The organism is Nocardioides koreensis (assembly GCF_039531775.1).
Lineage (GTDB): Bacteria > Actinomycetota > Actinomycetes > Propionibacteriales > Nocardioidaceae > Nocardioides > Nocardioides koreensis.
This window is the reverse complement of record NZ_BAAAQR010000001.1, coordinates 340,317-362,811: the sequence shown is the minus strand read 5'-3', so window position 1 is coordinate 362,811 and position 22,495 is coordinate 340,317. Positions and strand designations below refer to the sequence as shown.

General features: G+C 72.6%; 20 protein-coding genes. 15 read left to right on the top strand and 5 right to left on the bottom strand.

The window, feature by feature from the left end; all coding sequences use genetic code 11:
• Nucleotides 1-89 precede the first annotated feature (89 nt).
• Entirely contained in the window at nucleotides 90-1,919 is a 1,830-nt protein-coding gene (locus ABD268_RS01705; RefSeq protein WP_344146618.1) for a helix-turn-helix domain-containing protein, read from the top strand.
• A gap of 174 nt (nucleotides 1,920-2,093) precedes the next feature.
• On the opposite strand, the gene ABD268_RS01700 is transcribed toward ABD268_RS01705, so the two are convergent.
• On the bottom strand, nucleotides 2,094-2,606 hold the full coding sequence (locus tag ABD268_RS01700) for an Lrp/AsnC family transcriptional regulator (RefSeq protein WP_344146615.1): 513 nt from the start codon (nucleotides 2,604-2,606) through the stop codon (nucleotides 2,094-2,096).
• Nucleotides 2,607-2,716: 110 nt separating this feature from the next.
• Between ABD268_RS01700 and ABD268_RS01695 the strand changes: the two genes are divergently transcribed.
• The 4 genes from ABD268_RS01695 (at nucleotide 2,717) to ABD268_RS01680 (ending at nucleotide 6,975) form a co-directional block, all read left to right on the top strand.
• A complete protein-coding gene (locus tag ABD268_RS01695) occupies nucleotides 2,717-3,874 on the top strand; it encodes a trans-sulfuration enzyme family protein (protein WP_344146612.1) in 1,158 nt (385 codons plus the stop codon).
• Nucleotides 3,875-3,981: 107 nt separating this feature from the next.
• Nucleotides 3,982-4,743 (top strand): 3-hydroxybutyrate dehydrogenase, encoded by a 762-nt coding sequence (locus ABD268_RS01690; protein ID WP_344146610.1) that lies wholly within the window; start codon nucleotides 3,982-3,984, stop codon nucleotides 4,741-4,743.
• A gap of 108 nt (nucleotides 4,744-4,851) precedes the next feature.
• On the top strand, nucleotides 4,852-6,219 hold the full coding sequence (locus ABD268_RS01685) for an MFS transporter (RefSeq protein WP_344146607.1): 1,368 nt from the start codon (nucleotides 4,852-4,854) through the stop codon (nucleotides 6,217-6,219).
• Between the two features lie 123 nt (nucleotides 6,220-6,342).
• Nucleotides 6,343-6,975 carry a histone deacetylase gene (locus ABD268_RS01680; RefSeq protein ID WP_344146604.1) on the top strand — a complete coding sequence of 211 codons (633 nt, stop codon included), beginning with the start codon at nucleotides 6,343-6,345 and terminating at the stop codon, nucleotides 6,973-6,975.
• Nucleotides 6,976-7,000: 25 nt separating this feature from the next.
• Here the strand turns inward: ABD268_RS01680 and ABD268_RS01675 are convergent, their stop codons facing one another.
• Entirely contained in the window at nucleotides 7,001-9,112 is a 2,112-nt protein-coding gene (locus tag ABD268_RS01675) for a CARDB domain-containing protein (protein ID WP_344146601.1), read from the bottom strand.
• A 131-nt stretch (nucleotides 9,113-9,243) separates the two neighbouring features.
• Between ABD268_RS01675 and ABD268_RS01670 the strand changes: the two genes are divergently transcribed.
• Nucleotides 9,244-10,857 (top strand): AMP-binding protein, encoded by a 1,614-nt coding sequence (locus tag ABD268_RS01670; RefSeq protein ID WP_344146598.1) that lies wholly within the window; start codon nucleotides 9,244-9,246, stop codon nucleotides 10,855-10,857.
• Nucleotides 10,858-10,918: 61 nt separating this feature from the next.
• The gene (locus ABD268_RS01665) at nucleotides 10,919-11,095 is read left to right on the top strand and encodes a hypothetical protein (protein WP_344146595.1); all 177 of its coding nucleotides are present in this window, start codon (nucleotides 10,919-10,921) and stop codon (nucleotides 11,093-11,095) included.
• On the opposite strand, the gene ABD268_RS01660 is transcribed toward ABD268_RS01665, so the two are convergent.
• Nucleotides 11,092-13,260, bottom strand: coding sequence for a S8 family serine peptidase (locus tag ABD268_RS01660; protein WP_344146592.1), 2,169 nt, complete (start codon nucleotides 13,258-13,260; stop codon nucleotides 11,092-11,094). The two genes, ABD268_RS01665 and ABD268_RS01660, sit on opposite strands and share 4 nt — an antisense overlap.
• Before the next feature lie 116 nt (nucleotides 13,261-13,376).
• Here ABD268_RS01660 and larE point away from each other — a divergent pair, with 116 nt between their 5' ends.
• Both larE and ABD268_RS01650 read left to right on the top strand, forming a co-directional pair.
• Entirely contained in the window at nucleotides 13,377-14,831 is a 1,455-nt protein-coding gene (gene larE, locus ABD268_RS01655; protein WP_344146589.1) for an ATP-dependent sacrificial sulfur transferase LarE, read from the top strand.
• An 88-nt stretch (nucleotides 14,832-14,919) separates the two neighbouring features.
• Nucleotides 14,920-15,315, top strand: a complete 396-nt coding sequence (locus ABD268_RS01650; RefSeq protein ID WP_344146586.1) for a cold-shock protein — start codon at nucleotides 14,920-14,922, stop codon at nucleotides 15,313-15,315.
• Nucleotides 15,316-15,318: 3 nt separating this feature from the next.
• Here ABD268_RS01650 and ABD268_RS01645 read toward each other — a convergent pair whose 3' ends face one another.
• Nucleotides 15,319-16,758 carry an MFS transporter gene (locus ABD268_RS01645; RefSeq protein ID WP_344146583.1) on the bottom strand — a complete coding sequence of 480 codons (1,440 nt, stop codon included), beginning with the start codon at nucleotides 16,756-16,758 and terminating at the stop codon, nucleotides 15,319-15,321.
• A gap of 104 nt (nucleotides 16,759-16,862) precedes the next feature.
• Here ABD268_RS01645 and ABD268_RS01640 point away from each other — a divergent pair, with 104 nt between their 5' ends.
• On the top strand, nucleotides 16,863-17,636 hold the full coding sequence (locus ABD268_RS01640) for a DUF3027 domain-containing protein (protein ID WP_344147932.1): 774 nt from the start codon (nucleotides 16,863-16,865) through the stop codon (nucleotides 17,634-17,636).
• A 10-nt stretch (nucleotides 17,637-17,646) separates the two neighbouring features.
• Here the strand turns inward: ABD268_RS01640 and ABD268_RS01635 are convergent, their stop codons facing one another.
• Nucleotides 17,647-17,937, bottom strand: a complete 291-nt coding sequence (locus ABD268_RS01635) for a DUF2530 domain-containing protein (protein ID WP_344146580.1) — start codon at nucleotides 17,935-17,937, stop codon at nucleotides 17,647-17,649.
• Between the two features lie 77 nt (nucleotides 17,938-18,014).
• Between ABD268_RS01635 and ABD268_RS01630 the strand changes: the two genes are divergently transcribed.
• The 5 genes from ABD268_RS01630 (at nucleotide 18,015) to rpsG (ending at nucleotide 22,442) form a co-directional block, all read left to right on the top strand.
• Nucleotides 18,015-19,505: an NCS2 family permease gene (locus ABD268_RS01630; RefSeq protein WP_344146577.1), complete on the top strand. Its 1,491-nt coding sequence runs from the start codon at nucleotides 18,015-18,017 to the stop codon at nucleotides 19,503-19,505.
• A gap of 174 nt (nucleotides 19,506-19,679) precedes the next feature.
• Nucleotides 19,680-20,129: a MarR family winged helix-turn-helix transcriptional regulator gene (locus tag ABD268_RS01625; protein ID WP_344146574.1), complete on the top strand. Its 450-nt coding sequence runs from the start codon at nucleotides 19,680-19,682 to the stop codon at nucleotides 20,127-20,129.
• 22 nt (nucleotides 20,130-20,151) lie between these two features.
• Nucleotides 20,152-21,456: an MFS transporter gene (locus ABD268_RS01620; protein ID WP_344146571.1), complete on the top strand. Its 1,305-nt coding sequence runs from the start codon at nucleotides 20,152-20,154 to the stop codon at nucleotides 21,454-21,456.
• A gap of 139 nt (nucleotides 21,457-21,595) precedes the next feature.
• Nucleotides 21,596-21,970 (top strand): 30S ribosomal protein S12, encoded by a 375-nt coding sequence (gene rpsL / locus ABD268_RS01615; RefSeq protein WP_011757353.1) that lies wholly within the window; start codon nucleotides 21,596-21,598, stop codon nucleotides 21,968-21,970.
• 1 nt (nucleotide 21,971) lies between these two features.
• Complete coding sequence (rpsG, locus tag ABD268_RS01610) at nucleotides 21,972-22,442, top strand: 30S ribosomal protein S7 (RefSeq protein WP_344146568.1); 471 nt, start codon at nucleotides 21,972-21,974, stop codon at nucleotides 22,440-22,442.
• The last annotated feature ends 53 nt before the right edge of the window (nucleotides 22,443-22,495 follow it).

Here is a 22,495-nt window from a genome sequence, read left to right as displayed (position 1 = left end):
TTCCCTGCAGCACCGCGGGCCCCGTCGATCCTCCGGGATCGACGGGGTCCGTCGCTTTCCCGGCCGGAGGAGGACTACGGTCCTCGATCGTGGCCGGTTCCTTCCTCGACCTCCTCTACGACGAGGCCCCGCGCGCGTCGTTCGACGAGGTCGTCGCGGAGGCCGAGCGCGCCGGCGCCACGCCGGCCGAGCTCGCCGGGCTGCGCCGTGAGTACGACGTGGCGCTGCGGCTGCGCGAGCTGATCGCCCGCCAGCGCTCCCGCGAGGCAGAGCTGAGCGCGCTGTACGACACCGCCAGCGACCTGACCGCGATCCGTGACGTGGACGCCATCCTGGCCGCGATCGTGCGCCGGGCGCGCCAGCTGCTCAACGCCGACATGACCTACCTGTCCCTCAACGACGAGGCCGACGGCGCGTCGTACATGAAGGTCACCGACGGCGCGCTCACCCAGGAGTTCCGCACGCTGCGGCTCCCGCTCGGCACCGGCCTGCTCGGGCTGGTCGCGCAGTCCGGGGCGCCGTACTTCACCGAGGACTACCAGTCCGACGCGCGCTTCCTGCACCGCGAGTTCATCGACGACGCGGTCGCCGGCGAGCGGATCCGCGCGATCCTCGGGGTGCCGCTGGTGCTGGAGGGCCGGGTCATCGGCGCGCTGCTCGCGGTGCACCGCACGGTGCGCCCCTTCCCGTCCTCGGAGGTCACCCTGCTGACGTCGTTCGCGGCCCACGCGGCGGTGGCGCTGGAGAACGCGCGGCTGTTCGCCGAGCTCGACCAGGCCAACCGGACCATGACCGAGCACACGGCGGCCGTGGAGAGCGCCGCGCACGCCCACGACCGGCTCACCGACCTGCTGCTGCACGGTGGCGGGGTCGAGGAGGTGGCCCGGGTCCTCGCGGAGGTGCTCGAGGCCGACCTGGCGATCCACGACGCGGACGGCGACCTGCTGGCCGGGACGGCCGCGCAGGACGGCTGGCAGCGGGGCGTCGCGGACTCGGTGGCCTCAGGTCGCTCGGTCGAGGTCGCCGGAGCGTACGTCGCGGCGGCGCTCGCGGGCACCGAGCACGTCGCCACCCTGGTCCTGCACGGCGGCACCCGGCCGCTGGCCCTCGCGGAGCGCCGCACCCTCGAGCGTGGCGCCCTGGTCACCGCGCTGGTGCTGCTGTTCGCGCGCACCGTGGCCCAGACCGAGGAGCGGCTCGGCGGCGAGCTGCTGACCGACCTGCTGGAGGGGGCGACCCCCGACCTGCTGCTGCGCGAGCGCGCCCGCCGCCAGCGCGTCGTGCTCGACCCGCCGCTCGCGGTCGCGGTCGCCTCCGTCGAGGGGATCGACCGGCACGCCGCGGTCAGGGTCGCGGTGCGCCTCGCGGCTGCCCGCCGGGGGCTCGCCGGCGAGCACCGCGGCGCGCTGGTGGTGCTGGTGCCCTCAGGGGACCCGCGCGAGCTGGGCGGGACGCTGCGCGACGCGGTCCGCACCGCGGGCGGCGTGGCCACCGTCGGGGTCGCCGGGACCGACGGCGACCTCGGCCCCGCCTACGCCGACGCGCGGCGCTGCCTGGACTCGCTGGTGACGCTGGGCCGGACCGGCGACGTCAGCGACGCGGCCGGGCTGGGCGTGACCCGGCTGCTGCTGGGGGAGAACGGCCCCGGGCAGCTGGCGGAGTACGTCGACACGACGCTGGGCCCGGTCCTGGCGTACGACGCGCAGCGCGGCACCAGCCTTCTGGAGACCCTGGAGGCGTGGTTCGCGACCGGTGGACGGGTCCGGGAGACCGCGGAGCGGCTGCACGTGCACCCGAACACCGTGGTGCAGCGGCTCGACCGGGTCACCGAGCTGCTGGGCAGCGACTGGCGTGACCCGGGTCGCGGGCTGGACGTCCAGCTCGCCCTGCGGGTGCACCGGCTCCGGGCCGACGACTGAGAGACGCACCAGGGGCACGTCTCTCAAGTCGATGCGCCTGCTGCGCGGGCCTTCGCATCCGATCTGGCGGCGTTGTCGGCGACTCACCGGGACTCCGTCCCGCCTTCGCGCCTCCGCCTTGCCAGATACGGCGCGAAACCCCGCTCGCGACGGCGTCGACTTGAGAGACGCACCCTAGCCGGCCGACAGCACGTCGGAGCCGCGGTTGACGTGGAAGACCAGACTGGTCTCGGCGTGCACGACGCCCGGCCGGCCGGTGAGGTTGTCGAGCACGAAGTCGCGCAGCGCCTCGGGCGTGGGAGCGGCCACGTGCACGAGGAAGTCGTTGGCACCGCTGATGTTGTAGGTCGCGACCACGCCCGGCAGCCGGGAGACCTCGTCGGCGAAGGCGTCCACGTCGGCGCGGAGGTGCCCGGAGAACCCGATCGCGACCATGGCCTGAACCGGGAGGCCCACCCGGGCCAGGTCGACCTCGGCGGTGACCCCGGTGACGATGCCCCGCTCGCGCAGCGCGCGGACCCGGGACAGGCAGGTGGACTCGGCGATCCCGGCGGCCCGGGCCAGCACGACGTTGGGGGTGCGGCCGTCCCGCAGCAGCTCGGCCACGATCCGGCGGTCCACCTCGTCGAGGACCGGGCGGGGGCGGGGCTCGGGACCCGGCGGACGGGCGCGGTCATTCTTCGGCACGGTCTCGATCCTAGGCCCGGCCCGGGCCGGTTTCTTCGGAGGATGGTCCGGCTGCCGAGGAATCTTCGGAACTCTTGCAGCCTGTGAGCGGGAACCACAGGCTGGGCCCCATGACGCACCTCGACACCCACGCTGTCCACCTCGGTCGGGAGGACCTCACGGCCCTGGGCGTGCACGTGCCGCCGATCGACCTGTCCACGACGTATCCGCTGGACTCTCTCGCCGCGGGCGGCACGTCGTACGAGAACCTCGCGACCGGGCACCGGCCCGGGCCCGGGGACTCCCACGTCTACCAGCGGCTGTGGAACCCCAACGTGGACCGGCTCGAGCGTTCGGTCGCCGCCTTGGAGCGCTGTGACGGCGCGGTGGCGTTCGCGTCGGGGATGGCCGCGCTCAGCGCCGTCCTGATCGCCTCGGTGGCCGCGGGCCGGCCGCACGTCGTCGGGGTCCGGCCCCTCTACGGCGGCACCGACCACGTGCTGGCGTCGGGGATCCTCTCCACCCGGGTCGACTGGGCGCGCCCGGACCGGATCGCCGAGGCGGTCCGGCCGGACACCGGGCTGGTCGTGGTGGAGACCCCGGCCAACCCCACGGTCGACCTGGTCGACATCGCCGCCGTCGTGGCCCAGGCCGGGGGCGTGCCGGTGCTCGTGGACAACACCTTCGCCACGCCGGTGCTCCAGCAGCCCGCGCACCAGGGCGCCGGCCTCGTCATGCACTCGGCGACCAAGTTCTTCGGCGGTCACGGTGACGTGATGGGCGGCGTGGTCGCCGCCGACGAGGAGTGGGTGACCCGGCTGCGCCAGGTCCGTGCCGTGACCGGCGGCGTGCTGCACCCGCTCGCGGCCTACGAGCTGCACCGCGGCCTGCAGACGCTGCCGCTGCGGGTGCGGGCCCAGCAGGAGACGGCGGCCACGCTGGCCGGCCGCCTCGCCGAGCACCCGCAGGTCGCGCGCGTGCTCTACCCCGGCCTCAAGGAGTGCGACCCGGCCGGGCTGGTCGGCACCCAGATGGCGGGCCCCGGCAGCCTGCTCGCCTTCGAGCTGCGGGGCGGGTACGACGCCGCGGCCGCCGTCGCGCAGGGCTGCGGGTTGATCACGCACGCCGTCTCGCTGGGCGGGGTGGACACGCTCGTCCAGCATCCCGCCGGCCTGACCCACCGTCCGGTCGCCGCCGAGGCCCGCCCGGACGACGCGCTGCTGCGCCTGTCGGTGGGGCTCGAGGACGTCGAGGACCTGTGGGCCGACCTCGAGGCCGCGCTGGGGTGACCCCACCCCGCTGAGCGCGGACATGGTGATCCGGCACATGTTCGGGCGCGATCTGTGGTGATCGTGACCGTTCATCGCCGGGTCGCGCCCACCCTACGGTCGGGGTCATGCAGGAGACTCCCGTCACACCACTCGCCGACCGCACCGCCCTCGTCACCGGGGGAGCCAGCGGCATCGGCGCCGCCGTCGCCACCCGGCTCGCGGAGCTCGGCGCCCACGTCGTCGTGCTCGACCTCGACGACGAGGGAGCCGCCAAGGTCGCGGCCGCCATCGGGGGCGAGTCGCGCGGCCTCGACCTGACCGACGGGGCCGCCATCGACGCCCTCGACGTCGAGGCCGACATCCTGGTCAACAACGCCGGCATCCAGCACGTCGCCCCGATCGAGGAGTTCGACCCCGAGCGCTTCGCGCTGATCCACCGGCTGATGCTCGAGGCGCCGTTCCGGCTCGCCCGCCGGCTGCTGCCCGGCATGTACGAGCGGGGCTGGGGACGGCTCGTCCACGTGTCCAGCGTTCACGGGCACCGCGCCTCGCCGTACAAGGCGGCCTACGTGAGCGCCAAGCACGGCCTCGAGGGCCTGTCGAAGGTGATCGCGCTGGAGGCCGCCGGCAAGGGGGTCACCAGCAACACCGTGTGCCCCGGCTACGTGCGCACCCCGCTGGTCGAGGGCCAGATCGCCGCGCAGGCCCAGACCCACGGCATCGACGAGAGCGAGGTCCTCGACGAGGTGCTGCTCTCCCGCACCCCGGTGAAGCGGCTCGTGGACCCCGAGGAGGTGGCCGACCTCGTGGGCTACCTCTGCGGCCCGGGCACGGCCTCGATCACCGGCTCCTCCTTCCTCCTCGACGGCGGCTGGACCGCCGCCTGACCCAGGCCCCCGCACCATCCGCACCACCGCACCATCCGCACTATCCGCACTATCCGCACCACCCACTCCCGAGCAGCGCCACCGGCGCGGCACCCGAAAGGCAGGACCATGACCACGCACGCCGTCCCGAACCACTCACCGGGGGCCGACCCCGGACGCCGCTCCGTCGGCAAGGTCGTCCTTGCCAGCCTGATCGGCACGGCGACCGAGTGGTACGACTTCTTCCTGTTCGGCTCCGCGGCCGCACTCGTCTTCGGCGAGGTCTTCTTCGGCCAGATCGGCGGGACCGAGGGCACGCTCTACGCGTTCATGACCTACGCCCTCGGCTTCGTCGCCCGCCCCATCGGTGGTGTCGTCTTCGGCCACTTCGGTGACCGGGTCGGACGCAAGAAGATGCTGGTCGCCTCGCTGCTGATGATGGGCCTCGGCACCTTCGCGATCGGCCTGCTGCCGACGTACGCCTCGATCGGCCTCGCGGCCCCGCTGCTGCTCGTGTTCTGCCGCCTGCTCCAGGGCTTCGCCGTCGGCGGCGAGTGGGGCGGCGCGGTGCTCATGGTCTCCGAGCACGGCAGCGACGGCTGGCGCGGGTTCTGGGCCTCGTGGCCGCAGGCCGGCGTGGCGATGGGCAACCTGCTCGCCACCGGCGTGCTGTGGATCCTCGCCGCGGTCCAGTCCGACGCCGCCTTCCTCGACTGGGGCTGGCGCATCCCGTTCCTGCTGAGCGCCGTCCTGGTCGCGGTCGGCATGTGGGTCCGCCTCACCATCGAGGAGTCGCCGGTCTTCAAGGAGGCCGCCGAGCAGATGGAGAAGCAGGACCGCGGAATGCCGATCCTCGAGGTCATCCGCGAGTACCCCCGCGAGGTGTTCGTCGCCATGGGCATGCGCATGGCCGAGAACATCAGCTACTACATCTTCACGGTCATCTCGATCACCTACGCCACGACGTACATCGCCGTCGACAAGCCGGTCATCCTCCGGGCGCTGCTCATCGGCGCGGCCATCCAGTTCGCCGTCGTGCCGGCCTTCGGTGCGCTGTCCGACAAGGTCGGCCGTCGCCCGCTCTACCTCGCCGGTGCGGTCGGCGTGGCCGTGTGGACGTTCGTGTTCTTCAACCTGCTCGACACCAAGGAGCCCTCGAAGATCCTGCTCGGCGTCGTGGTCGGCCTGATCCTGCACTCGCTGATGTACGCCCCGCAGGCGGCGTTCTTCTCCGAGCTGTTCGGCACCTCGGTCCGCTACACCGGCGCCTCGGTCGGCTACCAGCTCGCGTCGATCTTCGCCGGTGCCCTGGCGCCGATCATCGCGCTGAAGCTGCTCGGTGACGTGACCGACGGCAACACCACCGCCGTCGGGATCTACGTGGCCATCGCATCTGTGCTCACCATCGTTGCGGTGCTGTTCGCCAAGGAGACCCGCGCCTCCTCGCTGCGCCACGACCGCGTCATCGAGACCGACCCGTCGCTCATCGACGCCTGACATCGCCGACCCGTCGACCGTCGACCTGACGGCGCGTCGACCCGTCGTGTGCTGACAACCACAGGCCACCGACCCGCCACGAATGTGTGGCGGGTCGGTGCTTCGGGTAGAACAGCGGGGGTCATGTCCTACGTCTGGTACGTCAGCTACGGCTCCAACATGTCCGAGGCCCGCCTCGCGGCCTATCTCGAGGGCGGTCGTCCACCCGGAGGTGCCCGGGCGCACCCCGGGGCCCGGGACCGGACCCCACCGGCCCGCAGCATCCCCGTCGACCTGCCCGGCTCGCTGTACTTCGCGGGGGAGTCCAAGCAGTGGGGCGGGGGAGTCGCCTACTACGACCACGACACCCCGGGGTTCACCGCGGCCCGCGGCTACCTGGTCACCGCCGGCCAGTTCGCCGACATCGCCGCCCAGGAGATGCACCGGGCGCCGCAGGAGGGCGACCCGATCGAGGAGGTCGTCCTCGGCCCGCTCGACGGCGGTCGGCACACCGCAGGGCCGGGACGCTACGAGACGCTGGTCGAGGTGGGGCGCCACGAGGACCTGCCGCTTCTGACCTTCACCGCACCGCACGGTCTCGGACACGTGCCGCACGCGCACCCCTCGTCGACGTACCTGGCCACGATCGGGCTCGGCCTGCGTGAGTCACGGGGCTGGGGCGAGGACGAGGTCGCGGACTACTTCGCCTCGGTGCTGCCCAGCGTGCCGGCCCCCCGGACCGGCGACGAGCTCTCGCGGCGGGTCACCGGACGCTGAGTCCCGCCGGGCACCGGCCCCCGAGCTAGCGCGGGATCGTCGTGGCGGCCTTGTTGTCCGTCTCGTCGTCCTCGGCGAGGGCGTTCGACGGGTCGACCACCGCGCTCACCGTGTGCGACTTCGCCCCGCTCGGCTTCCACGTCACCGACATCGTCCGGGTCTCGCCGGCGCCCAGGTCGACGGGCGCGGTCAGCCCGACCTGCTTGCGGCCGTCGAGCACCTGGGTCCGGAGCCCGGTCAGTGCTCGGTTGCCGGTGTTCGTGAGGTCGACCAGCGCGGTGAGCTGACCGTCGGACTGCCGGGTCACCTGCAGCGACGAGAGCTGCACGTTGGTCGTGACCGGGTCGTAGGCCGAGAGCAGGGTCTTGCCGCCGGCCTGCCGCGCGATCGTGGCGTAGGCGTCGCGACCGGCGTGCTGCGGGTCGGTGACGCAGGCGTTGATGCAGCCGTCGGCGAAGGCGACCTCGACGCGGCCGTGGTCGTCGGTGGTGACGTCGATGAAGTCGAGCAGGTTGCGGTCGTCGCCGCAGGACGTACCGCCGGTGCAGATCGACCCGACCTGCACCGGGTCGTTCGGCGTCGCGTCGCTGGTCACCCAGGTCCGGCCGCCGTCGTACGTCGTGTCGACGTACAGGTGCCACTCCCCGTGGAAGTTCGCCTGGTCCTGGTAGTCGCCACCGGTCGGCGTGCCCAGGTAGGCGAAGGCGGCCCGGTCGTCGTCCCCGGCCACCATCGTGGGGAACACGGCGTTCTGGATATCGAGCTCGGTGCCGACGGCCTGCGGGGTCGACCAGGTCGCACCCCGGTCGGTGCTGACCGCCACGCCGGGCTTGCCGCTGCCGTCGACGTACCCGAAGTAGAGCGTGCCGTTGGCGCCGGTCCCCACGCTGGGGTCGGAGTCGCCCGGGGTGGTGCCGGGCACCCGGTTGACGGTCCAGGTGCTGCCGTTGTCGGTGGAGGTCACGACCGCCTGGTTGTCGCCGCAGCCCTTGTTCGGGAGGTACGCCGTGCCGTCGGGCGCGACCTTGACGTGGCCGTGCAGGCCGTCGCAGTCGAGCAGGCTGTACGTCGGGACGCCGGCGCCGAAGGTGGTGCCGCCGTCGCGCGACAGCGCGCAGAACGCGGTCGCGATGTCCTGGCTGCAGTAGTAGACGGCGTCCGGGTAGGTCGAGGTCGGCAGGGCGCCGAGGCCGTCGGCGGAGAACGCGCCCCCGCCGATCGTCTGGTGGTCCACGCCGCTGGGGATCCCGCCCCCGGTGGAGGGGTTCCAGGTCGCACCGTCGTCGTCGGTCCAGCAGGTGAACGAGTCCACCCCGGTCAGCTGCGACTCGAAGGTGCGCCCGGTGGTGTGGTCGGTGAACAGGATGGGGTCCAGGCTGACCGTCGAGCCCTGGGCGCAGCCGTTGCCGGCGTTGGCCGAGACGTCGGACCAGTGCGGCGTGGCCGGGGTCGTCGAGTCGTCCCAGGTGACGGAGTAGGTCGACAGGCTGGACTGGTACATCGTCGTGCCGGTGTTCCAGTTGTCGCCGATCGACGGCTCGCCGGCGTTGTCCGCGTCGGTGAACGACGAGGGCGCGGCGAACGTGTCGTACGCCGGGCCGCTGCCGGTGCCGGTTCCGCCCCCACCCGACGGCGGCGCCGTGGACTGCAGCGAGGCGGAGGCGTCGTAGGTCTGTCCCGTCGCGGCGTACGGCACCACCCGGACGGTGTAGTCGCCGCTGGTCGGCGGGATGGTGACCTTCTCCGGATCGGCGGTGGAGGCCGCCGAGCCGACGACGTCGCCCGCGGCGTCGAGCACGTAGACGTCGAAGTCCGCGGACGGGTCGGCCCAGCTGACGTCGACCACGAGCGCGTGGTCGGTGCCGTACCCGGCCGGCGTGGACACGTGCAGCGTGAAGTCGTCGCAGGGGTTCAGCGTGGCGTCGCACTGCGGTGGCGAGAGCAGCAGCGCCGAGGCGTTGTCGTTGGCGAAGGGTCCGCCGCTCCAGGACGCCGGTGGGCTGGTGTCGGTGAGGCTGCCCTCGGCGGGAGTGGCCGCGTCGGCGCTGCCGGCGCCGAGGGCGGCGGCGAGGAGGAGGCCGGCGGCGACGAAGCGCGCGCTGGGGGAGCGGAGGAGTGAGAGCTGACGACCGGTCACGGGCGTTCCTTCCGAGGGCCGCTCACGCGGCGGTGAGGGCACCAGGGAGGGTGCCCGTCCGGGCAACGACCGAAACCCGGCGAGGTCACGCAGGGCCTTCCACACTCGCCGCCGATGACTACGCTTCGGCCATGGAGTCCTACGCCGCGGGAGAGCTCGAGCCGGTGCTGCTCGAGGAGACGATCGGAGCCAACTTCGAGCGGACCGTGTCCGCCCACCCCGACGGCGAGGCGCTGGTCGAGGTGGCCAGCGGCCGGCGCTGGACCTGGACGGAGCTCGACCGCGACGTCGACGCCCTGGCCCGCGGGCTGATCGCCGCCGGCGTCGAGAAGGGGCACCGGGTCGGGATCTGGGCGCCCAACTGCGCCGAGTGGACGCTGACCCAGTACGCCTGCGCCAAGGTCGGTGCGGTGCTGGTCAACGTCAACCCCGCCTACCGCACCCACGAGTTCGCCTACGCGGTCAACCAGAGCGGGCTGCGGCTGCTGATGGCGGCCTCGGCGTTCAAGACCAGCGACTACCGGTCGATGGTGGAGGAGGTCCGGGGTCAGTGCCCGGACCTGGACCGGGTGGTCTACGTCGACACCGACGACTGGGCCGAGCTGGTCGCCGGTGGGGAGTCGGTGCCGGCGAGCGCGGTCGGCGAGCGGATGGCGACGCTCGACCCGCGCGACCCGATCAACATCCAGTACACCTCCGGCACGACGGGCTACCCCAAGGGCGCCACGCTCAGCCACCGCAACATCCTCAACAACGGCTACTTCACGACCGAGCTGATCAACCTCGGCCCGGACGACCGGCTGTGCATCCCGGTGCCCTTCTACCACTGCTTCGGCATGGTGATGGCGAACCTGGGCTGCACCACCCACGGCACCACCATGGTGATCCCCGCGCCCGGCTTCGACCCCGAGACCACCCTGCGCACCATCGCCGAGGAGCGGTGCACCGGCGTGTACGGCGTGCCGACGATGTTCATCGCGATGCAGAACCACCCGAGCTTCGCCGAGCACGACCTCTCCACGCTGCGCACCGGGATCATGGCCGGCTCGATCTGCCCGGTCGAGGTGATGAAGCGCTGCGTCAACGACATGTTCATGACCGAGGTGTCGATCGCCTACGGGATGACCGAGACCTCGCCGGTCTCCTGCCAGACCCGCGCCGACGACGACCTGGACCGGCGTACCGCCACCATTGGGCGGGTGCACCCGCACGTGGAGATCAAGATCGTCGACCCGGTGACCGGCGAGACCGTCGAGCGCGGGCAGACCGGAGAGTTCTGCACCCGCGGCTACTCGGTGATGCTCGGCTACTGGGACGACCCCGAGAAGACCGCCGAGGCGATCGACGCGGACGGCTGGATGCACACCGGCGACCTCGCCGAGATGCGCGAGGACGGCTACTGCAACATCGTCGGCCGGATCAAGGACATGGTGATCCGCGGCGGGGAGAACATCTACCCCCGCGAGATCGAGGAGTTCCTCTACCAGCACCCCGACATCGAGGACGTGCAGGTGATCGGCGTCCCCGACCAGAAGTACGGCGAGGAGCTCTGCGCCTGGGTCAAGGTCAAGGCCGACGCCGCCCCGCTGGACGCCGACGCCGTGCGGGCCTTCGCCACCGGCAAGCTCGCGCACTACAAGATCCCGCGCTACGTGATGGTGGTCGAGGAGTTCCCGATGACCGTCACCGGCAAGATCCGCAAGGTCCAGATGCGCGAGGAGTCGGCGAAGCAGCTCGGCCTCTAGCAATGCCGAGGCGGCGCAGTTTGACGCCCCCTGACCGCCGAGTCGACGCAGTTTGACCGGCGTGGCCCCCACCCGAACCGGGAGTCCCGGGCACGGGGGCATCGCCGGGGCCGTCTTCGGTGACAGCACCTCGTGGCTGTCGTGGCACTGGCGCGAGAGTGCGGCCGGGCTCGCGATCGCGACCCCCGTCGTCGGCCTCGTCACCTGGGTCCGCCGCCGACGTCGCGCCGGCGCCTAGCGGCTGATCAGCACCGGGATCCGCGCCTCGCTGCCGTTGCCGCCCCGCCAGGAGACCCAGCCGTCGTCCAAGGGGTGCACCCCGGTCCCGTGGTGCTCGACCCGGACCGTGAACCGGGCGCTCTCGCCGGGCGCGAGCCGCACGGCGGCGGGACGGACCTCCACCGCGTGCCGGGTGAACCCCGAGGCCGAGGAGGAGAAGTACAGCGCCCGGCGCCCCACGTTGGTGATGGTGCGCGTCGCGGTGGACTGGTCGTCATCGATCAGCAGAGAGGGCGTGTTCAGCCGCCCGGCTCGCATCGATCCGTCCAGCCAGTCGCGGTAGTCGTGCGGATCGACGGCGTAGACGACGCCCGGGCGGGCCTGCGGCGTCGACCGGACCCGGCCGGCGCCGCCGCGCAGGACCGAGGGTGCGCCGGTCACCGGGGCGGCCGTGGTCGCCAGCACCGACCGGACCACACTGGCCGACCAGCCGTGGCGGGACCGGAGCAGCGCCGCGGTGCCGCTGGTGTACGCCGTGGCCGCCGAGGTCCCGGAGACGAAGTCCCAGCGGGTGTCCCGGACCGCCGGCGGGACTGCGCCGAGCAGGCCGACCCCGGGGGCGACCACGTCGGGCTTGAGCGCGGCTGCCGTGGGGTCGCCGCCGGGCGACCAGCGGCTCAGCCGCGCCGGCGGGTGGCCCACGCCGAGCGGACGCAGGGATATGTGGCCGTGGGGGTGGCCGGCGAGCCAGTGCCGCAGCCTGGTGGCGGCGTGCTTGTCGAGGTGGACGCTGGGCACGCTGTGGAAGTCGGCGTCGACCGAGCCCGGCCCGGTGTTGGCGAGCACCATGCCCACGCCGTCGGCACCGGCGACGGCCGCGGACTTGTCGACCCGGCCGATGCTGCCCCGCTCGCAGAGCACGATCGCCCCGCGGACCCTCGCGGCGTCGAGACTGCCCGGGGTGCAGACCCGCGCCTGGTCGCGGGTGGCGTCGGGAGCGGCGACCCGCGCGCCGACCACGACCCGTGCCGGGCCGGTGCCGCGCGTGGAGGCCATCGCGCCGGTGAGCGAGGGGCCCGAGCCGAGGACCACGCGGCCCCGGCGCACGACGCCCGTGGTGCTGCCGACCGTGGTGACCCAGGGGCTCGGGTGCGCGGCGAAGGACCGGTCGCCGTGGTTGCCGGCGGCGGCCACCACGACGATGTCGGCCTCGGCGGCGCCGAGCAGCGCCCGCTCGACGGTGTCGAAGGAGGCGGGGCCGCCGACGGAGAGGTTGAGCACGTCGACGCCGTCCCGGGTGGCCCGGTCGATCGCGGTCACCAGGTCGGCGGTCGCGCAGCCGTCGTCGGCGGGGTCGGGTGCGGTCCAGCAGGCCTTGTAGACGGCGAGCCTGGCCTGCGGCGCGAGGCCGCCGTAGCTGCCCAGGCGGTGGCCGTGCACCAGGACCGAGACACCGGCGTTGCCCGCGGCGATCGAGGCCATCTGGCTGCCGTGGCCCTCGTCGTCGCGGGGCGAGAGCGAGGAGGAGGCGCGGACCCGGTCGACGCCGAAGCCGTCGACGAACCACCGGGCACCGACCAGCTTGCGGTTGCAGCGGTCGGCGTCCCAGCCCTCGCCGGCCTGGCAGGCACCGCGGAAGCCATGGGGCGTGCGACCGAGCCGCGGGACCGCGGCGAAGAGCGGGTTGTCGGGCCAGATGCCGGTGTCGACGACCCCCACGACCGTGCCGGCGCCACCGTGTCGATGGCCGCTGCCGGCGAAGCCGCCGCTCGGTCCGGTCGTGCCGGCCAGCCGGCGCACGGCGTTCTTCTCCACCAGTGCCACGTGGGGGTCGGCGGCGACCGTCGCCGCCTGCCCACGGGTCAGGCGCACCGCGAAGCCGTTGAGCGCCGTGGTCCAGCGGTAGACCGGTGCGGGCGACCCGACCTCGGCCAGGACGAGGTCCTGCTGGTGCTGGAGCCGCAGCTGGCGCAGGGTGCGGGGCACGATCCCGAGGTGGCCCGAGGTGCCGGCCCCGTCGAGGGTCACCAGGTAGAGCGCGGTGTCGGCCGCGGGGGCGGCCGATGCCGACATGGGTACGCCGACCAACCCGGCCACCGACGCGACCAGCGCGGCGACCGATCCGGCCGCGGCCAGGGCACGACGGCGTACGCCGGCCCGCCGCGCACTCGCTCGACCCGCCACTGCTCACACCCGCCTCTCTGGTCGCGAAGCTGCCATTCTGACCCAGGACGCCCCAGCGTGGCAGCGGATCCGCACCGATTCCAGTGGCAGACCCCCGCCTGCCTACCCTTGGCATCATGCCCAGCACACCCTCGACGACACCCCTCGTGGTCGGATTCGACCTCGACATGACGTTGATCGACACCGTGCCGGGCTTCAGCGCGACCCTGCTCGCGCTCGGTGCCGAGCTCGGCGTCGAGTTCCCGGTGGCGGAGATGACGGCACGGCTCGGCCCGCCGCTGGACCACCTGCTCGCGGCGCACCTCGCCGAGGACGCCGTCGGGCCGGCCGGTGACCGGTTCCGGGAGCTCTACCCCGAGCACGCCGTCGCGCAGGTCCCGGTGCTGCCGGGGGCCCGCCAGGCCATCTCGGCGGTCCGCGGGCAGCGCGGCCGGGTCGTCGTGGTCACCGGCAAGTTCCCCGCGAACGCCCAGCGGCACGTGGACCACCTCGCGCTCGACATCGACCACCTCGAGGGCTGGGTGTGGGGGATCGGCAAGGCCGACGCGCTGCGCCGCGAGGGCGCTTCGGTCTACGTGGGTGACCACGTCCACGACGTCGAGGGCGCGCTGGCCGCCGGGGCGCTCAGCGTGTCGGTGCTGACCGGCGGCTGCACCCGCGAGGAGCTCGTCGCGGCCGGCACCCACGTGGTCCTCGACAGCCTCGAGGAGTTCCCGGCCTGGCTCGACGAGCACCTGCTGACCACCCGGTTGGCCGCCCTCGAGGCCGACCTGAAGGAGCGCGGCTCGGTCCTGGTGGCCTACAGCGGCGGCGCCGACAGCGCCCTCCTCCTTGCGGCGGCCGTGCGGGCCCTCGGAGCCGAGCGGGTGGCCGCGGCCACCGGCTACTCCGACTCGTTGCCGCAGGTCGAGCGGGACCCGGCGCGCGCGTTCGCCGAGTCGCTCGGCGTGCCGGTGATGACGCCCCGCACCCACGAGATGGACCGGGAGGGCTACCGCGCCAACAGCGGCGACCGGTGCTTCTTCTGCAAGGCCGAGCTGCTCGACGTCCTCGGCCCGCTGGCGGCGGAGCGCGGCCTGGCCCACGTCGCCACCGGCACCAACGCCGACGACGCGGTGGCGGGCTTCCGGCCCGGCATCCGCGCCGCCGCGGAGCGGGGCGCGATCACGCCGCTGCGCGACGCCGGCCTGACCAAGGCGCAGGTGCGCGAGGCGTCCCGCCGCTGGGGCCTGCCGACCTGGGACAAGCCGGCCGCGGCCTGCCTGTCCTCGCGGGTGGCCTACGGGGTCGAGGTGACCCCGCACCGGCTGGCCCGCGTCGAGCGCGCCGAGGCGGCGGTCCGCGCCCTGCTCGGGCGGCACGGCGTACCCGTGCGTGACCTGCGGGTGCGCGACCTCGGCGACCGGGCCTCGGTCGAGGTCGACGCGGCGCTGCTCGAGGGTGCGCTGCGGCCGGACGGCGAGCTCACGACCGCGCTGCTCGACGACGTACGCCGGGCCGGCTTCGCGCAGGCCGGACTGGACCCGCGCGGGTTCCGCTCCGGGTCCATGAACGACGCGCTCCGGTCCTGAACTGGTTGGCGGGGCTGTCCGGCGCCGACATAGGCTTGACCTCCGCTGCGGCACCAGGCCGCGAGGCGCACAGACGAGAGGTCAGGCCGTGCCCACTGGCAAGGTGAAGTGGTTCGACGCCGAGAAGGGTTTCGGCTTCCTGTCGCAGGAGGACGGCCCGGACGTCTACGTGCGCGCCGACGCGCTGCCCGAGGGGACCACGAGCCTCAAGGCGGGCACCCGGGTGGAGTTCGGGATCGCCCAGGGCCGCCGCGGCGACCAGGCCCTCCAGGTGCGCGTCCTCGACGCGCCCGCGTCGGTCTCGCGCAGCCAGTCGCAGGCCCGGCGCAAGAAGCCCGAGGAGATGGTCTCGATCGTCGAGGACCTGATCCGGCTGCTCGACGGCGTCGGCGAGGGCTACCGCCACGGCCGGCATCCCGACGCCCGCACCGCCAAGCCCACCGCCAAGCTGCTGCGCGCGCTCGCCGACGAGCTCGAGCTGTAGGCCTCAGGCCGGCGCGGGACCCGCGGTCGCAGGCCGGCTCGACAGGACGTAGACCGACCACACGGCCAGCACCGCGCAGGCGACCCCCAGCCCCAGCTGGGGGTTCAGCGGCAGCGCGATGCCGAGGAAGCCGCCCAGCACCCAGGCCAGCTGCAGGGTCGTGTCCGAGAGCGCGAAGGCGCTGGACTGCACGCGTTCGGGCACGTCCCGCTGGATCGTCGCGTCCAGCGAGAGCTTGGCCAGCGCCTGGGCCAGGCCTGCCGTCAGGCCGAGCAGGGCGGCGGTGACGACGCCGTAGAACAGTGCGGCGAGCAGCACCAGGGCGAGGTCGGCGAGCAGCGCGAGCACCACCGTGGTCATGGGGTTGACCCGGCGCAGCAGCGAACCCAGTGCGATGCCGAGGGTGTTCCCGAGCCCGGCGGCCCCGATGACCACGGCCAGCAGCACCTCGGGCTTCCAGCCTCCGATGGGGTTCTCCCGCAGCAGGAACGCCATGAACATGATCAGGAAGCCCGAGAGCCACCGGGGCCCGCAGTTGGCGCGCAGCGCGAACGCGACCGCCGGGGGCACGCGCGGCCGGGCTGGGCGCCCGGGGGCCGGCGCCTGCGAGCCGGGCCCGAGCGCGAGCCGGATCTCGCCCTGGCTGGAGTCGACCTTGGCCGGCAGCAGGATCGCGAGGATCGTCGCGACCACGAAGAGGGCGAAGGCGTAGCGCAGCGACCACTCGGGGCCGAACGACGCCGCGAGCGCCGCGATCGGTGCCGAGACCGTGGCCCCGACGATGCCGGCGAGCGAGATCCGGGCGTTGGCCTTGACCAGCGTGAAGTTGCGGGGCACCAAGCGGGGTACGGCGGCGGCGCGCGTCACGCCGTACGCCTTGGACGCGACCAGCACGCCGAGGGCGGCCGGGAACAGCCACTTCGAGTCCTCGACGACGGCGGTGGCCAGCACCCAGCACAGGAACCCGCGGATCGCCATGGTCGCGCCGATCGCCCACCGCCGGCCGTGGCTGAAGCGGTCCAGGAACGGGCCGATCAGCGGCGCGACGATCGCGAACGGCAGCATGGTCAGGCCCAGGAAGAGGGCCACCTGGCCGCGCGCCTCCCCGGTCGGGACCTGGAAGAAGAGCGTGCCGGCCAACGAGATGGCGACCGCCGCGTCCCCGGCGGTGTTGAAGGCGTGCATCTCGATCAGCCGGGAGAGGCCCGAGTCGCCGGCACCCTCCGCGCGGGCGGCCCGGCGGGCCTGGGTGACCGTGTAGCGGCCGGCGCGGCCCGTGGCCCGGGCCGCACCCCGGACGCCCCGGGCCGTGGCCCGGGCCCCGGCGCCGAGCCCGCGGCCGGCGGAGCGGGAGCGCGCGCCGGCGCCGACCGTGGCCGGACCGGCGGCCGGGTCGGACCAGCGCTGGTCCCCGGACGGGGGGTCAGGGTGCGGCGCGCTCATGCCTCCATCCTGCCTGCTGTCGGCGACGTCAGGTGCCGGGACACGGGGCCGATCGGAGGGCCGACCTGACAGGGCGGTGGCTCATGGGTCATGATTTCGCCGTGATGACCTCCGTGCGCACCAAGCCCGATGCCGCTGCCGTCGCCGCGGTGGACGCGGCCCGTGCCGCGCTGCTGGAGGAGGTCGACGCGACAGACGTGGGGGAGCACCTCGGCCACCTCGTCGAGGGCGAGCGCCTGGTCACCCATCTCTTCGCCTGCGAGCGCGCCGGCTACCTCGGCTGGCGCTGGTCGGTCACCGTGGCCCGGGCGCCCCGGCAGAAGGTCGTCACGATCGACGAGATCGTGCTCATCCCCGGCGCCGAGGCGATCGTCGCCCCCGAGTGGGTGCCCTACCGCGAGCGGATCAAGCCCGGCGACCTCTCGCCCGGTGACCTGCTGCCCGTCGGCGACGACGACGCGCGGCTGGTGCCGACGTACTCCTTCGGCGACGACCCGCTGGACCCCGACGAGAAGGCCCAGGTGCGGCAGGTCGCCCAGGACCTCGGCCTCGGCCGCGTCCGCACGCTGTCCCCGGAGGGGCGCGAGCTGGCCGCGCAGCGGTGGTACGACGGCGACGGCGGTCCGGCGGCCGCGCTGGCCCAGTCCGCACCGGACAGCTGCACCACCTGCGGGTTCCTGATGCGGATCGCCGGGCCGCTCTCGGAGCTGTTCGGCGTCTGCGCCAACGGCGACGCCAACGACGACGGCCGGGTCGTGTCCCTGGACCACGGCTGCGGGGCCCACTCCGAGGTGCGGCTGGCCAAGAAGCACGAGCCGCAGCCGGTGCCCGAGCCGGTCTTCGACACCCTGTCCCCCGACGAGGTGGAGAGCTTCTAGTCCGGGCCGGTCAGCCCGCCGCGCGACGCTCCGCGGCGCGGGCCTTGCGGCGCCGGCGGCAGTACTCCAGGCCGAAGAGCCCGAGCCCGAAGCCGGCCAGGCAGGTCCACAGCCACCACACGTTGCCCGCGTCCTCGAGCCGCCCGTAGAAGGGGAGCAGGGCGACGAAGCCGACCAGCCACAGCGCCACCCCGACCTCGACGGTGCGCACCCCGTCCACGTCGAGCGGCTCGACGTCGGCCACGATGTAGGTGCGGCTGCCGATCTCGTGCTTCATCGGCTGCTCGTCGCGGAACTCCACGGCCATACGCTAGTCCAGTCCCCAAGATGGCGGATGGATGCCCGCACGCGAGGCGGCATCTGCCAGAATGCCGGTCCGTGAGCAACCAGGGCAGCGCCGAGAACCCGACCACGACGACCCCCACCGGCAGACCCACCGCCGGCGGGCTCGACCGATTCTTCAAGATCTCCGAGCGGGGTTCGACCGTGGGCCGCGAGGTCCGCGGCGGCATCGTCACCTTCCTGACGATGGCCTACATCATCGTGCTGAACCCGATCATCCTGCTCCAGGGCAAGGACATGAACGGCGACGTGCTCGCCGACGGGAACTTCGCGACCATCGCCGCCTGCACCGCGCTCGCCGCCGGCGTCCTCACGATCCTGATGGGCGCCGTGGCGAACTACCCGCTCGCGCTGGCCACCGGCCTGGGGCTCAACGCCTTCGTGACCTTCTCGATCGCCAGCCAGATGACCTGGGCCGACGCGATGGGGCTGGTCGTCATCGAGGGCCTGGTCATCCTGGTGCTGGTGCTCACCGGCTTCCGGGAGGCCGTCTTCCACGCGGTCCCGGGCCAGCTCAAGATCGCGATCTCCGTGGGCATCGGCCTCTTCATCGCCCTGATCGGTCTCGTCGACGCAGGCTTCGTACGCCGTACCGGTGCCGGCCCGGTCCCGGTCGAGCTCGGCATCGGCGGCCAGCTCCAGGGCTGGCCGGTGCTGGTCTTCGCGGTCGGCCTGGCACTGGTCATCGGGCTCTACGTCATGGGTGTCCGGGGCGCGATCCTGATCTCGATCGTCACCACCACGCTGCTCGCGATCGTCGTCGAGAAGCTCGCCAACGTCGGCCCGACGTTCACCGACGACGGTGGGGTCAACCCCAAGGGCTGGAACCTCAACGTGCCGGCGTGGCCGACCGACGTGTTCCAGAAGCCCGACTTCGGGATCATCGGCGACTTCAACCTGCTCGGCTCCTGGGAGAACGCCGGCGTCGTGACCGCCGCGCTGTTCGTGTTCACGCTGATGCTGGCCGACTTCTTCGACACCATGGGCACGATGACCGCGATCGGCGCCGAGGCCGGCCTGCTCGATGAGGAGGGCAACCCGCCCAACACCCGCCGGATCCTGATCGTGGACTCGATCGCCGCCGCCGGCGGCGGCATGGCCAGCGTGTCGAGCAACACCTCCTACATCGAGTCCGCCTCGGGTGTCGCCGAGGGGGCCCGGACCGGCCTGGCCAGCATCGTCACCGGGCTGCTCTTCCTGCTGGCCACCCTGTTCTCGCCGCTGGTCGAGATCATCCCCAACGAGGCGGCCGTGCCCGCGCTGGTCCTCGTCGGGTTCCTGATGATGCAGCAGGTCAAGGGCATCGACTGGGACGACCTCGAGATCGCCATCCCGGCGTTCCTCACCATCGTGCTGATGCCGTTCACCTACTCGATCTCGGTCGGCATCGGCGCCGGCTTCCTCGCGTTCGTCCTGATCAAGAGCGTCCGCGGCAAGTTCTTCCAGGTGCACCCGCTGATGTGGGTGATCGCGGCGCTCTTCGTCGTCTACTTCGCGATCAGCCCGATCACCGCCTGGCTCAGCTGACCCTGCCCAGTCGGCGCAGTTTCACCCCGAGCCCCCCGCCGAGTCGGCGCAGTTTGACCGGTACCACGGTCAAACTGCGCCGACTCGGCCGTCTCTCGGCGTCAAACTGCGCCGACTCGGCCGGGGTGCGTCATTCGGGAATAGTTAGCACGGGTAATGACTTATGCTCACGACATGCCCACCGTCGAGAAGGTCTCCAGGACTGACGCCGGTCTTGCCTCCGAGCTCCGGCTCTCCGTCATGCGCCTGCGCCGGAGGCTGGCCCACGAGCGGCACCCCGACAACGAGCTGAGCCTGAACCAGATGGCGGTGCTCGGCGTCCTCTACCGCAACGGCGACCTGGCCCTCGGCGAGCTGGCGGCCCACGAGCACGTGCAGCCTCCGAGCATGACCCGCACCGTGAACTGCCTGGAGGAGGGCGGCTACGTCGCCCGGCGGCCGCACGACACCGACGGCCGCCAGGTGCTGGTGACGCTGACCGGGTCCGGCCGGGCCACCGTGCTCGCCGACCGGGCCCGGCGGGACGCCTGGCTGGCCCTGCGGCTGCGTGACCTCACCCCCGAGGAGCGCGCCGTGCTCCGGCAGGCCGCGCCCGTCCTCGAACGACTCGCCCGAACCGAATGACGCCGAAGGACTGATCTCCCGCTTGAGCCCCACGTTCCGCGCCCTCGTCAACCCGAACTACCGCCGCTATCTCGCCGGTAGCGTCGTGTCGAACACCGGCACGTGGATGCAGCGGGTGGCGCAGGACTGGCTGGTGCTCCAGCTGCCGGGCAACAGCGGCACGGCCCTCGGGATCACGACCGGTCTGCAGTTCCTGCCGGTGCTGCTGCTCTCGCCGTACGCCGGCGTCATCGCCGACCGGTTCCCGAAGCGCCGGCTGCTCCAGCTCACCCAGCTCACGATGGCGGCCGCGTCCCTGCTGCTCGCGGCGCTGGCCGTGACCGGGGTGGCGCAGACCTGGCACGTCTACGTGATCGCGTTCGCGTTCGGCATCGGCTCGGCGTTCGACGCGCCGGCCCGGCAGTCGTTCGTCTCGGAGATGGTCGGCCCGGACGAGCTGACCAACGCGGTCGGGCTCAACTCGGCGGCGTTCAACGTCGCCCGGATCCTGGGCCCCGGCCTCGCCGGCCTGATGATCGGCGCGCTCGGCGGCGGGGTGGAGGCCACCGGCTGGGTGATCCTGATCAACGCCGCGTCGTACGCCGCGGTGATCTGGCAGCTCCAGCGGATGGACACCCGGCTGCTGCACACCGCCGAGCTGCGACCACGAACCCCCGGGATGCTCGTCGAGGGGGTCCGCTACGTCCGGAGCCAGCCCAAGATGGTGATGATCCTGATCATGGTGTTCTTCGCCGGCACCTTCGGGATGAACTTCCAGATCACCTCGGCACTCATGGCCACCCAGGTGTTCGGCAAGGGCGCGGGGGAGTTCGGGATCCTCGGCTCGGCGATGGCGGTCGGGTCGCTGACCGGCGCGCTGCTCGCGGCCCGGCGGACCCGGATCCGGATGCGGCTCCTGGTGGGCGCGGCGCTCGGCTTCGGCGCGGCCGAGGTGGTGGCCGGCCTGCTGCCGTCGTACGTCGCGTTCGCGGCGTTCGCCCCCGTCATCGGGCTGTGCACGCTGACCCTGCTGAACTCCGCCAACGCGACCATGCAGCTGGAGTCCGACCCCGCCCTGCGCGGCCGGGTGATGGCGCTCTACATGACCATCGTGATGGGCGGGACCCCGCTCGGCTCGCCCGTCATCGGATGGATCGGGGAGCACCTCGGGGCCCGCTGGACGCTGGTGTCGGGAGGGGTCCTGACGATGGCCGGCGTCCTGGTCGCCGTCCTGGTGTTCGCGCACCTGCGTGGCGGCTTGCGTACCGTTTTGACCCCCGTTCAGCGACCGAGTAATCTCATTCCTCGTGTCTGGGACGACCAGACCGTTGCGCGTGCTCGGAAATAGTCCGCGGCTCCAAGTCCTCCACGACCGGGTCGCGAGCGGCGCCAGCACTCACACCACAGGCACACAGCAACAACGCAGCATCATCGTGCCCGGCAGAGCGTCGGGTTCTGACTAGTGAACAAGAAGGGGAACCACCAAGGTGCCCACCATTCAGCAGCTGGTCCGCAAGGGCCGCCAGGACAAGGTGTCGAAGAACAAGACGCCTGCCCTCAAGGGTTCGCCCCAGCGACGCGGCGTCTGCACGCGCGTCTACACCACCACCCCGAAGAAGCCGAACTCCGCCCTCCGCAAGGTCGCCCGTGTGCGCCTGTCGAGCGGCGTCGAGGTCACCGCTTACATCCCGGGTGTGGGCCACAACCTCCAGGAGCACTCCATCGTGCTCGTGCGCGGCGGCCGTGTGAAGGACCTTCCCGGTGTCCGCTACAAGATCATTCGCGGCACGCTCGACACCCAGGGCGTGAAGAACCGCAAGCAGGCTCGCAGCCGCTACGGCGCCAAGAAGGAGAAGAGCTGATATGCCGCGCAAGGGTCCCGCTCCGAAGCGCCCGATCGACATCGACCCGGTCTTCGGGTCGCAGCTGGTCTCCCAGCTCGTCAGCAAGGTCCTCCAGGACGGCAAGAAGCAGGTTGCGCAGCGCATCGTCTACACCGCGCTCGAGGGCTGCCGCGAGAAGACCGGCACCGACCCGGTCGTCACGCTCAAGCGTGCGCTCGACAACGTGAAGCCGGCCATCGAGGTCAAGTCCCGCCGCGTGGGCGGCGCGACCTACCAGGTCCCGATCGAGGTCAAGGGCACGCGTGGCACCACGCTCGCGCTGCGCTGGCTGGTCGGCTACGCCCAGGACCGTCGCGAGAAGACGATGTCCGAGCGCCTGATGAACGAGATCCTCGACGCTTCCAACGGCCTCGGTGCCGCGGTGAAGAAGCGCGAGGACACCCACAAGATGGCCGAGTCCAACAAGGCCTTCGCGCACTACCGCTGGTGACCACGGGCGGGGTGGGCGTGCCGCACAGGTACGCCGCCCCGCTCCACCTGAAT

Coding starts and splice junctions, on each gene's coding strand:
- ABD268_RS01640 (WP_344147932.1), top strand. CDS start 16,863: ATGACCTCCGTGCGCACCAAGCCCGATGCCGCTGCCGTCGCCGCGGTG.
- ABD268_RS01690 (WP_344146610.1), top strand. CDS start 3,982: ATGCAGGAGACTCCCGTCACACCACTCGCCGACCGCACCGCCCTCGTC.
- rpsG (WP_344146568.1), top strand. CDS start 21,972: ATGCCGCGCAAGGGTCCCGCTCCGAAGCGCCCGATCGACATCGACCCG.
- ABD268_RS01685 (WP_344146607.1), top strand. CDS start 4,852: ATGACCACGCACGCCGTCCCGAACCACTCACCGGGGGCCGACCCCGGA.
- ABD268_RS01670 (WP_344146598.1), top strand. CDS start 9,244: ATGGAGTCCTACGCCGCGGGAGAGCTCGAGCCGGTGCTGCTCGAGGAG.
- ABD268_RS01680 (WP_344146604.1), top strand. CDS start 6,343: ATGTCCTACGTCTGGTACGTCAGCTACGGCTCCAACATGTCCGAGGCC.
- ABD268_RS01695 (WP_344146612.1), top strand. CDS start 2,717: ATGACGCACCTCGACACCCACGCTGTCCACCTCGGTCGGGAGGACCTC.
- ABD268_RS01645 (WP_344146583.1), bottom strand. CDS start 16,758: ATGAGCGCGCCGCACCCTGACCCCCCGTCCGGGGACCAGCGCTGGTCC.
- larE (WP_344146589.1), top strand. CDS start 13,377: ATGCCCAGCACACCCTCGACGACACCCCTCGTGGTCGGATTCGACCTC.
- ABD268_RS01625 (WP_344146574.1), top strand. CDS start 19,680: ATGCCCACCGTCGAGAAGGTCTCCAGGACTGACGCCGGTCTTGCCTCC.